Below are 327 nucleotides of genomic sequence, written 5' to 3'. Positions count from 1 at the left end.
CTTCAATATCTGCTAGCAACAAATAAACACTTTCCCGCTTATGATATTGAAGTGCTTTTTGTGCCTGTTCCCTAGCTAATACTCTTTCACCTGCATCAAGAGCAGCTTTAGCAATAAGAAAAGTGGATTCAAATGTATCTTTATTATAAGAAGCAAGTGTCTTAGCTTTTTTCAAGCGCCCAACGGCCCCTTCTTCTCTTTCAAGATAAAGAGCTCCCAAATCAGGATGAGGTTCTTTTTGCCAAGCAGCAACAATCATTTTATCAGCTTTGCGTGTTTCATTTAATTTATAAAGAATATCGGCGGCAATCACTGTTATAGGTATAA

1 pseudogene is annotated in these 327 nt (G+C 37.3%); it reads right to left on the bottom strand.

Annotation, left to right across the window (positions count from 1 at the left end):
- Positions 1-327: pseudogene (locus ACFIO5_RS12070) on the bottom strand (heme biosynthesis protein HemY); the annotation flags it as partial.

The sequence above is a fragment of the Bartonella sp. AA86SXKL genome (assembly GCF_042196885.1).
Note: the sequence above shows the minus strand (reverse complement) of the source record. Positions and strands in the feature narration are given on the sequence as shown.